General features: G+C 45.8%; 12 protein-coding genes. 7 read left to right on the top strand and 5 right to left on the bottom strand.

The window, feature by feature from the left end; all coding sequences use genetic code 11:
- Positions 1-12 precede the first annotated feature (12 nt).
- On the top strand, positions 13-801 hold the full coding sequence (locus FD01_RS06430) for an ion transporter (protein WP_056963312.1): 789 nt from the start codon (positions 13-15) through the stop codon (positions 799-801).
- Positions 802-986: 185 nt separating this feature from the next.
- Positions 987-2,102, top strand: a complete 1,116-nt coding sequence (locus tag FD01_RS06425) for a hypothetical protein (protein WP_054718454.1) — start codon at positions 987-989, stop codon at positions 2,100-2,102.
- On the opposite strand, the gene FD01_RS06420 is transcribed toward FD01_RS06425, so the two are convergent.
- Positions 2,099-2,281, bottom strand: coding sequence for a hypothetical protein (locus FD01_RS06420; RefSeq protein WP_056963311.1), 183 nt, complete (start codon positions 2,279-2,281; stop codon positions 2,099-2,101). The genes FD01_RS06425 and FD01_RS06420 overlap by 4 nt on opposite strands.
- A 563-nt stretch (positions 2,282-2,844) precedes the next feature.
- On the opposite strand from FD01_RS06420, the gene FD01_RS16955 reads away from it, so the two are divergent.
- Positions 2,845-2,895, top strand: coding sequence for a hypothetical protein (locus FD01_RS16955; RefSeq protein ID WP_152164889.1), 51 nt, complete (start codon positions 2,845-2,847; stop codon positions 2,893-2,895).
- Positions 2,896-2,947: 52 nt separating this feature from the next.
- Here the strand turns inward: FD01_RS16955 and FD01_RS06410 are convergent, their stop codons facing one another.
- The gene (locus FD01_RS06410) at positions 2,948-3,811 is read right to left on the bottom strand and encodes an Abi family protein (protein WP_054718460.1); all 864 of its coding nucleotides are present in this window, start codon (positions 3,809-3,811) and stop codon (positions 2,948-2,950) included.
- A 290-nt stretch (positions 3,812-4,101) separates the two neighbouring features.
- Between FD01_RS06410 and FD01_RS06405 the strand changes: the two genes are divergently transcribed.
- The 3 genes from FD01_RS06405 to FD01_RS06395 all read left to right on the top strand — a co-directional run bounded on the left by FD01_RS06405 (position 4,102) and on the right by FD01_RS06395 (position 6,454).
- Entirely contained in the window at positions 4,102-4,437 is a 336-nt protein-coding gene (locus tag FD01_RS06405; RefSeq protein ID WP_054718463.1) for an SHOCT domain-containing protein, read from the top strand.
- 170 nt (positions 4,438-4,607) lie between these two features.
- Positions 4,608-5,846 carry a tyrosine-type recombinase/integrase gene (locus FD01_RS06400; protein WP_056963309.1) on the top strand — a complete coding sequence of 413 codons (1,239 nt, stop codon included), beginning with the start codon at positions 4,608-4,610 and terminating at the stop codon, positions 5,844-5,846.
- A gap of 125 nt (positions 5,847-5,971) precedes the next feature.
- Positions 5,972-6,454: a MarR family winged helix-turn-helix transcriptional regulator gene (locus FD01_RS06395; protein WP_054718470.1), complete on the top strand. Its 483-nt coding sequence runs from the start codon at positions 5,972-5,974 to the stop codon at positions 6,452-6,454.
- A gap of 49 nt (positions 6,455-6,503) precedes the next feature.
- On the opposite strand, the gene rbsK is transcribed toward FD01_RS06395, so the two are convergent.
- Entirely contained in the window at positions 6,504-7,424 is a 921-nt protein-coding gene (rbsK, locus tag FD01_RS06390) for a ribokinase (RefSeq protein WP_056963307.1), read from the bottom strand.
- Between the two features lie 139 nt (positions 7,425-7,563).
- Between rbsK and FD01_RS06385 the strand changes: the two genes are divergently transcribed.
- The gene (locus tag FD01_RS06385; RefSeq protein WP_056963305.1) at positions 7,564-8,736 is read left to right on the top strand and encodes an MFS transporter; all 1,173 of its coding nucleotides are present in this window, start codon (positions 7,564-7,566) and stop codon (positions 8,734-8,736) included.
- Positions 8,737-8,774: 38 nt separating this feature from the next.
- Here FD01_RS06385 and FD01_RS06380 read toward each other — a convergent pair whose 3' ends face one another.
- A complete protein-coding gene (locus tag FD01_RS06380; RefSeq protein WP_056963303.1) occupies positions 8,775-9,944 on the bottom strand; it encodes an iron-containing alcohol dehydrogenase in 1,170 nt (389 codons plus the stop codon).
- 88 nt (positions 9,945-10,032) lie between these two features.
- Positions 10,033-10,704 carry a hypothetical protein gene (locus FD01_RS06375; RefSeq protein ID WP_056963301.1) on the bottom strand — a complete coding sequence of 224 codons (672 nt, stop codon included), beginning with the start codon at positions 10,702-10,704 and terminating at the stop codon, positions 10,033-10,035.
- Positions 10,705-10,830 lie beyond the last annotated feature (126 nt).

Below are 10,830 nucleotides of genomic sequence, written 5' to 3'. Positions count from 1 at the left end.
TCAAGAGGCTGCATAACCAAGTTATTTAATTGTCCAACCCAATGGGTTCACATCACTTTGCATAAATACTACACGGTTTTGTTTGCAATCTTAGCATTACTGTCCGTTGCTCTAATCGTGCTTGATTACATGGGAAGGATAAGCATTGATAAGTCTCCTTATACTGAAATTGACAATGGCATTCTAGTTATATTTGCAATTGATTATTTTAGCAGAATGCTACATGCAGACAGTAAATGGGACTTCTTCAAGCACAACCTAATTGATCTTTTAGCCATAATTCCATTCAACTATGCCTTTTCTTTTTTCCGTTTTGGTCGAATTCTTAGGCTGGTTAGGCTTACTCGTCTGATGAGGTTAACTAGGCTTGCAAGACTAGCGGGAATCGTTGGTATTTTAACCAAACATGCCGAAAGAATTCTCAAACGTACAGGCCTAATTTATTACATTTGGTTATCTGCCGCCTTAATTCTAATTGGAGCAAGTGTTTACTCTGTGACCGAAAGCGTTGGATATGGTGATTCTCTCTGGTGGGCAATTGTAACAGCCACAACTGTTGGCTATGGAGATATTTCTCCGCATACAGTACTTGGAAGAATCGCGGCCGCAATTCTTATGTTTAACGGAATAGGATTAATTAGCGCTTTGACTAGCGCAGTCACGACATATTTATCTGGTGCCAACTCAGACAGCTCACAATCGCCGACTGATGAGATTAAAAAGCTTTACAACCTAAAACAGATTGGTGCCATTACTCAATCTGAATATGATGCAAAGAAGAAACAACTTCTGGGGCTGTAGTTCCTTCCCCCACGCAAGCGGCGTCCCCGTGCAAGCCGGAGAGTGGGGCTACGTCCAGGACGGAACGACGTTAAAAGCTGAGTGTTCACTCGGAATTTGAAGACAATTACACAGCACAACTTAATGAAATTGTAACTGGGCTTCAGCACATTAATCGTATCGCTAATAGTTGAGAAGGTAAAAATATGGATACATTCACTTTAGATATAGATAGTGTTGCACGACAACTTCAACGTCTCGCATCAGACGTTACATATTGGCTTTTTCGAGCCAACGGCGGTCGATATTACGATGACTTTAATGCCGGTGATTACGTCGGTATGGGCTGGAATTCAATTACGTTGGAAGATATTGATAACTACCGCGGAAATGTAGATGCTTTGAAGTCTAAAGTACACGATTTATTTCCGGACGATAAACAACCAGGATCCACTGCGGGCCAATTACAGCGCTTTGTTTATGCACTGAAGAAAGACGATATCGTACTTGTGCCGTCCGAGAACTCAGAACGGTATCTCATCGGTAAAATAACAAGCGAAGTCTATGCAGAAACTGACGAGGAGCTCCTCGATGATAAACGCCACAGTCCATATCAAAAACGCCGTAAGGTACATTGGCTGGGCGTTATTGATCGGAATAGTGCCGATCCTGCGCTATACAAACTAGTGTATGCCGGACATACTCTTAGTAATGCTGACGAATATAAGGATTATATCAACCGTGCTTTATTCGACAGTTACATCACGGATGATAAGATTCACTCGACGTATTTAGTAAACCAGCTCCAAGATATTGATATGCTTGATCAATCGACCTTCACATATTCATATGCGCACATCCATAAACTACTATTTCCGGACGAGAAGCTTATCTCGAAGACCAATGTTCAGTCACTCGGACCAATTGAGATTGTCGGCGGAATTACATGCGTGGTTCTCGTGAGTGGACTCCTTCTCTTTGCATTTCGAAAAGAGATAAAAAAAGCATCCTTCAAATTTTTCGGACAATCTGTGACTATTGAAAAGGGAGAAACTAAGGAAGAATCCGTTTGGAAAATTGAACGAGAGAGACGCGAACTTGAGTTAAAAGAACGAGAAGCCACCGATAAGCATATCGCTGCACAGGATGAACACATTTCCAACTTAATTAACAATGCTAGTAAAATTCAACAATTTTCTGAAGATGCAGTTTCTGCAATGAAAAATATTGACATCACTACATCAACCGAATTAATCTCAGCGATTCAAAAAGCCAACCGCCTCACAGAGAACTCAAGTTCTAAGAATAAACCTGAGAGCTAATCAAATTCAATCCGAAAACTTTTGAATGTAACTATTGCAGAAACAATCGTTGTCACAATCAAAATCACTTCGACACTTACCCAACGTATCAGCGCGATAGCAGAGATTGTGAATAGTATTAGCTCAAGAACAGACAACACAAAAACAAACGCACTCATATAAGCCATTGCTTTTTTCATAGCTGTCTCCTCACTGAATTAGTCATTTACCCTTCAGCGCAAGAATAGCACTAAAGTAAAGGTTAAGTAAACACTAAAAAACGCCCACAGCCACTGGAGATGGTGTGAGCGAAGAATTTATGCACAAATACAATATACCACTTTGGAGGCAGATTTATGAATACTTTAGGAACAATCGCCGAGCTGGCGGGTACTGTGCTAATCGTCTACGCGATATGGCAACTTGTAAAAAGGAGAAAGCAAAAGACTAAGAAGACGATGCTGTGGGTGTTTGTCGCCCTTGGCTTCATTCTGGGGCTTGGCGGCAACGCGCTCATCGAGAACAGTCCACAACAGAAAGCTGCTGACACCCGCACGGCTGCCAAGAAGGTAGCCGCTAAGGAAGCTGCATCATCATCAAAAAGGGTATCAAAACAGTCGATCCTGAAAGCCTCTATCTTGCGTGCTAGGGCTAAGAGCGAGTCGCACATAAGAGCCGAAGCCGCAGCAAGCAGAAAAGCTGCCAAGGAAGCCAGCACTAAGGCGTCCTCATCTGCTGCGAAAGCTGAGAGCAAAAAGGCACCATCACCCAAGCTGAGTTTAACGCCAAAAAGAAGCAAATTTTAGGGCTTTAATCGACTGCAAAATAAAAAGCCCCTCGCTTGGCGGGAGGCTGAAAGGAAATAACTACATTAACCGCTGAGCGTGACTGTACCAACTTGACTGAAAACCCAGTCGACCTATCTCAATATCGCCTTGATACTCTTTAAAGATACGTTTCAGACCGTCAATGTAGGACTGGAAGTCGTCTGGTTCAAGTAATCGCGACAGTACAAAAACCATTGATGCGTAAGTTGTGTTCCCAAAATACCTAAGTTGGGGTCGAGGCATCTTGGCGTAAACGGGCAAGAAGCGACCATAGAATCGTGAGTTATGCGCACATGTATTGCGAACTACCGTCAGCATGTGCGTCCAGTTAAGCAAGTAAACTACTCGGGCAGAATATTGATCGGCAATAGCTTTCTTCACATCTGGCTCTAGCCACGAATATAGTTTGGAGACATTTCCAAGAGTGGACAGCTCTAAATCCACCCAAATTGGGAACTCACCATAATCTTCCAGATAGTGCCTGACGTAAAGTTCTTTACGCTTCGAGCCTTGCAAATGTGCACTATCGACGCTTTCGGTCCATTTCTCAAACAAAGAGGATGGTTCAAGTGCATTAGCAGGCATTACTGGTCCGAACCTCAGTGCCAGTTGCATCCCCATAATTGACTTCAAGCGGACTTCTGCACGTTGGCAAGCTTTCATCGTAATCCCACGAATATCCGAATCAAATCGGTATACGCGGTGCAACTGAGAGATACTTATCCCATCCTTGAATGTTTCGGTATCTTGTTTGTAAAAGCCAAGACAGTAACCTTTTAGGCGGAAATATCCAATCTCTTGAAGTAGCTTTTCAGCGGCATCTCGATTATCGAATTGCAATCCCCGTTTCTTCAAAATATCTAGTTGCCCAGCGCAATCTTTAGCTGGTCGTGTGTACGCCATAAATTTTCTCCTTACAAAAAAAGACCCCACAGAGGATACATGCAAGCAGAGGTATGTGGGGTACCATTGGGATAAGAATAACCGAAAGGAAAAAATTCGTCAACGGCTAGCTTTTCAGGAAAAGCGGGGACAATCTATATATTGTGTGTCGGTATCACGGAAAAACTAGGAAAACAGACGATTAGTCACACTAGATATTGATTTTAAATTTTTTTCAAAAAAGCGCCTGACCCCTACTTTGGACGGTGTAGGTAAGACGCAATCACAGAAACGTATTGGAGGTGATTTACATGAGCAAACGTGGCGGCTTAGGTTGCGGTGGCGCGTTCATCTTGATCTTAGGTATTGCGGTTCTGATCAATTATTGGTACATCTTTGTTGCGATCGCCGTGCTTGGTGGTGCGATCTGGTACTACTACCATCAAAAAGAAGTTCAAGACGCACAAGCGCAAGCAGACGCCGACAGACAACAATCTGAAACAGAGCGTAAGGAAGCACAGGCGGGCTCGCAGGTCGACCAGATACGCCGTTTCAAGCAATTGCTTGACGAGGGCGCGATCACGCAATCAGAGTTTGATCAGCAGAAGGCCAAGATACTCGGAAACGATGACACATTGAAATTCTGAGCATAAAAATAGCGCCTAGCCGAAATCTTTGGACGGATGGCCGGCTAGGCGCAATGTGAAATCTCACTCGATGAGTGCGCTTTTCGTATACAATTTTACCACTTAAGGAGGTGGTGATTCCAGCGTTATTACTAATCGATGTGTGAGAGCCTCGTGAAAGGTAAATACGCATGGCAACTTATATAAAATACAAATTAAAACCTAAAAAATCTATTGATGGTAAGACACTCAAGCCAGAAGAAAGGTGGATGGTAAAAGGCTATCTTGGTATTGATCCCAAGACCGGCCTAGATAAATACACGACGCTACGCGGGTTCACATCTAAGAAGTCGGCAGCAGACGGCTACGATGATGCCGTGTATGAATTCAAACATGGGCTTCGACAAGCAACACCGAAACGTCCTACAATTCGTGAGGCATACGAAAGCTGGTATCCAATGTGGAAAGATACTGTGCGTCCCGCTACACAACGCGATGCTAAGCAAAACTTTGAACATCACATCATACCTGACTTTGGCGACTATTTCGTCGACCAGCTCACCCCTATGGATATCCAGCCGTGGGTGAATAAGCTTTGCCGAAAGTTTGTCACTGGGCCGACAATTTTTGGCCGCCTGAAGATGTTATTGAAGTTTGCTGGTGGTATGGGCTGGATCACCATAAACCCCGCTGCCATGATAACAATACCTCACGATCGTAAGCGAACCAGCAATCACGCTCAGAACAACGTATACAGCATCGACGAACTTCAACAATTTTCAGATGCTCTGGATCGAGAAGCAACTGCGCTCGGAACACCCGCGATTATGCGCCGTGCATTCTTCCGAGTCATCATCTCAACTGGCGTTCGCCGAGGCGAAGCAATCGCTTTGACGTGGGATGACGTCAACTTTAAAGATAAGACAATTTCTATCACAAAGACTGTACTACCGAAATACAACGGTGTGCCTGAATCTATTGGCGAGCCGAAGACTGATCACGGTAATCGGCTGTTAAAAGTTGGCGACGACGTACTTGGTGCACTAATGCAATGGCGCAATAGGCAAGAGTCTAACGCTGCTGACAATTGGGTATTTACTTCTAGATGGGAACAACACCCCCGCATCAGTTACCTACTGCCGCAGCGCTGGATGGAGCTGATCTGCGAGCGCAACAATCTGCGTTATATTACAGTTCATGGCTTACGGCATACTAAGGCTACCCTAATGGCTGAAGACGATATCAGTGCCACAGACATCGCCGGAACGCTTGGTCATTCTAACTCCAAGTTTACTGTCGAACACTATATCCACAACACACAGGCTGGATTAAATAACGCTAGTGACAAATATAATGAATTGCTAACTAAAACCGTCTGGTCGAAATCTGGTCACAAAAATGAAAATGTTCATGAAAGCACTGGTGCGTAAGGTGGAAATGGCAAATTGCTAACTATATCGGCATACTTAACAATTGTCAATTGATTCATGATCATTTTGTGAAAGATAGGTCCTAAGACTGAATTTTTCATGAAGATGGTTCAAAAGGAGTATGTATGGGGAACGCAACATCAGATGATCATATTGAGCTGTTCGGCCAACTCTTTGCCACGCTGGCCCAAGGCTTGATGCAAAACCTTTCAATAGAAGAAATCGGCTTAACGCCTCAACAAATCATGACCTTGATCATGGTTTACTCACATCCTGGGATTACCATGAGCAACTTGGCTGAGCTGATGGGCACCACTGCCCCACAGCTGACCCGCACCATTGCGGCTTTGGAGGCCCAGAATTTTGTCAAACGCGTCCACAATCCTGATAATCGCCGGCAAGTATTGGTGATGCGCACTAAAGCAGGCGACTTGGTGGCAGAAGCGCATATGCGCAAAGTTCAAACCCGGATCAATCAGCGACTATCCGGGTTATCGGCCACCGACCATGACCAATTAAACGAGGCGATGCAAACTGCCATTCATTTATTTGCAAAAGTTGGGATCGTGCGGATGGATTCACCACACGATTCACATCCGTCCAACTAAAAAACGTCTTGCTGAAAAATCATTTTCGGCAAGGCGTTTTCTGTGCCTCTCATTGGTGCAAGGCTTGGTTGACTTGAGTTAAGGTCGGGATCGATGGGATCGCACCGTTTTGTTGAACCGCCAATGCAGATGCCATCGACGCAAAGCGCACTGCTGAAATCACGTTGCTTAAATCCGGTTGTAATTGGGCAGCTAACGCCCCAATAAAGGTATCACCAGCAGCAGTGGTATCCACAGCTTTGACTGGAAACGCAGGCACTTGGGACGCGACGTCACGTGTTGAGACATATGCCCCTTGTTCGCCTAGCGTGATGATCACCGCTGGCACGCCTTGTTGGTGAAACCACGTCGCATTGGCGCGCAAGCCGTCAGGTTGATCGATGGCAATCCCAGTGAGTTTTGTACTTTCCGTTTCATTGGGCACAATGATATCGGTGAGCTGAAGCAGTGCTTCTGGAATATCTTGGGCAGGCGCAGGATTTAAAATGGTTAAGCGATGCGCCTCGTGAGCAAGCTCAAATCCCGTGCAAATGGCTGGGATCGGGACTTCCAACTGCGCTACCGTGGTGTCAGCATTTTGCAACCGACTTGCTTGCGAGCGCACCTGCTCAGCAGTCAAGGCATAATTTGCCCCATGTTGAATAATGATCGAATTTTGACCAGTGGCTTGCAATAAAATATAGGCCTGACCGGTAGCCTCTTGCGGATTAACACTGACGCCTGTGAGGTCAAGTTGGGCATCCGTTAACACTTGATGCATGAATTGACCATTGGCATCATCCCCAACGCTGCCGATAAAAGCCACTTCTGCGCCAAGCCGAGCGGCAGCCACTGCTTGATTTGCGCCTTTGCCCCCGGCGGCTTTGGAAAAAGCGGTCATTTCAATCGTTTCACCAGGTTGGGGTAAGTTTTGAATATGTAAGATCTGATCCACATTGATACTGCCGATCACCGCGACTTGTTGGGTCATCTTGTGCCTCCCATTTCCTTGATCATAAAGTCATTTTACTGAACTGAAGCCGATGTCGCAATTATTCACTGAGCGTTCACAAAATCTCTTCATATATGTTATCATCTTCTTTATGTGTTTATTGAAATAGGAGGTCAACATGTCACGTCCCGTTAAACGTACCATCGCCATTTTAATCTTCAGTGAATTTCTGATGCTTTTAGGCATGAGCTTAATTTGGCCGGTGATGCCATTCATCAAAAATGATCTGCATCTCAGCGCCTTAGATATGGGCATTATGTCGTCACTTTACGCGTTGACGCAATTTGTGACCAGTCCGATCATCGGGCGGATGAGTGATAAACTCGGTCGCAAACCGATTTTGATCGGGGGCTTGGCATTGTTTGCCGTTTCAGAAGTGTTGTTTGCCTTGACCAATCACTTGTACATGTTTGATTTATCCCGAATCATCGGTGGCTTGGCCGCTGGGATGTACATGCCAACCGCCCAAGCCTTAGCCGCTGACGTCACCAATCATCGCCAACGTGCCAAAGTGATCGGCTGGCTGTCAGCAGCCTTATCCGGTGGCTTGATCCTAGGCCCTGGACTATCCGGAATTTTGGCCAATTACGGCTATAAAACGCCATTTTGGTTTGCGGCCGGCTTAGGCATTGCTGGGATGCTGGCGACTATCTTCTGGTTACCCGACGATCGCAAATTGGAAAAGTTCCAAGATACTTTGGTACAACCGCAAGCTTCAGCGGATTGGAAAGCCGTGCTGACCGGCCCGATGGTGATGTTATTCACCTTGATCTTGGTTTCAAGTTTTGGCTTACAAGGCTTTGAAAGTATCTACAGTATTTTTGTCAATGAAGTCTTCCACTTCACCTTGAACGATATCGCGTTGGTATTGACGTTGAATGGGATCATTTCTTTAACCATTCAGGTCTTGTTCTTTGCTCGGTTGATCATTTGGCTAGGTGAAATCAAACTTACCCGAATCGCCTTTTTCGCCAGTGCTGCGGCAGTTGGCTGGATCTTAGTCACCCATGCCAAATGGGCGGTCACCGTGGCCACGTTGATTGCCTTTACGGCTTTTGACTTGTTGCGGCCAGCGATCACGACGCTTTTGACCAAACAAAGCCGAGACAATCAAGGGGTGATCAATGGCTTGAACATGTCGCTGACATCCGTTGGCAACATTGTCGGACCACTGATTTCCAGTGCGCTGCTGGATTGGAACTATCATGTGCCTTATCTGGTTGTCGTGATTTTCTTAGCTGCCTCGTTTGCCCTCACCTATACCGTCCGCCTGCACGCAAAAACAGCTTGATGCCATTTTCGGCATCAAGCTGTTTTTGCGTCTCGTAACTATTCAGCGTCGTAAGCTTTTTGGAACAATTCAACGATTTGTTCTTTGGTCGCTTTGCGTGGGTTGGAGAAGGCATTGCCATCTTTCAACGCATTTTCGGCCATCAGTTCGAAGTCTTCAGGCTTGGCGCCTAAAGCTTTGATGGAAGTTGGGATGCCAACGTCTTTGGACATTTGACGCATGGCCTTGATGGATAATTCGGCGGCATCGCGGACAGATAAGCCGTCAACATTTTCACCCATCGCAATGGCTAAATCACGGAACCGTTCTGGGCAGGCAATGATGTTGAATTCTTCAACGATTGGCAACAACAATGCGCAGCATACACCGTGTGGCGCGTCATATTGACCACCGAGTTGGTGCGCCATGGCATGCACATAGCCAAGGTCAGCGTTATTGAAAGCCATACCAGCTAACATTTCGGCTTCAACCATCCCAGAACGCGCTTCAAGGTTGTGACCGTTAGCGACAGCTTCGCGCAAGTTTTCTTCAATTAACTTGATGGCTTGCAAGCATTGGCCATCAGTGATGCTGTTGCGGTTAGTGGACACATAAGGTTCGATAGCTTGGACGAACGCATCCATCCCAGTGGCTGCGGTCAGCTTGGCTGGCACGTCCAATTGTAAGGATGGGTCATTGAAAGAAACCAGCGGAATGTTGCGCCATGACACGACCACGAACTTCAAGTGCGTTTCTTCATTGGTGATCACACAGTGGCGAGTCAATTCAGAGCCTGTCCCTGCCGTGGTGTTCACCGCAATTAATGGTGGCAACGCATTTTCCAAAGTTTCGATCCCGGCTAACTTGGTGATATCATCCCCGTTAGTCAAAATGATCCCAGTGCCTTTACCCGTGTCATGCGCAGAACCACCACCGACAGTAATGATTGAATCACAGTTTTCAGCTAAGTATTGTGCTTTAGCCGCTTGAATGTTACGGACCTTTGGATTAGGTTCAACCCCATCATACACACTATAAGTGACACCAGCTGCTTGTAAAGAGTTTAACGTCTGTTCAACTGGACCGTCAGCCACGCCGGCTAAGAACTTGTCAGTGACGACTAAAGGATGGGTCATATTCAACATTTTCGCACGATCGCCGATTTTAGCGATGACGCCTGGGCCAAAGAAGTTCACACTTGGCATTAAGAAATCGAAGTTGGTTTTCATTGATGTAGCCTCCTGAATAATTTACCCCCTTAGTATAAGTGACTGAATTCACAATGCCAACGGACACCCACGCGAATCTGTCCGTTGACTAAAAAAGCGCTAACACACGATTGACAACACCTGCAATCACCCCCATCACCAACACCACTGCCAACAACAACACATTTAGCTGACGCCACATACTAAGCCCTGCTGGCCACAACCAAACCATGAGCAACGCCACTGCAATCAGCAAACCAATGAAAATAGGCAGCCCGATCAAGGTGTTTTTGAGATCTTGCTTGGACAAGCTTGCACCAAATGTCAATAAAATCGTCAATACCAGCCACCCGGCAACCCAGGCCCAATCTGGATTTGGCCCAAGCGTTGACAGTTGACGCAACGCCACTTTGTGAAACCATGCGCGTTTTCCAACTGCTAATAAAATGCCGCTGATCCCCCAAACCGGTGCTGCACTTGCTAAGCCCACCCCCAGACGCTGACGCAAAGAGCGGCGATTGAAGTTAAAGGTGACATGCGCCGCCGAATCTTGATCCGCTCGCATGGAAAACCCACTGATTTTCACCCCAAACAGCCAGCCAACCAGTGCATGCAATAACTCATGGACAAAGATCCCGGGCTTCATCACCCATAATTGGCTATTTGACTTTCCCGTTCGGTTGACGACTTGTTGAATCGATGCAGCATTCAGCCAAGATAAGCCTAAACTCGCAAAAACTAAAATCAGTAGCGTCAAGCCTGCAGTTTGAACAATTTCCATAAAGACGCCTTTCCATGATGTCACAATTTGATTTCATCCAATTGAAACCGGTTTTTTCAAAAATATTATGCCCTGGATTATTCATAGAATTTCAAAAAAGCAGCGCAATCCCACGATTCACACGGG

Source organism: Lacticaseibacillus manihotivorans DSM 13343 = JCM 12514 (assembly GCF_001435035.1).
Taxonomy (GTDB): domain Bacteria; phylum Bacillota; class Bacilli; order Lactobacillales; family Lactobacillaceae; genus Lacticaseibacillus; species Lacticaseibacillus manihotivorans.
This window is presented reverse-complemented; position numbering and strand designations above follow the sequence as displayed.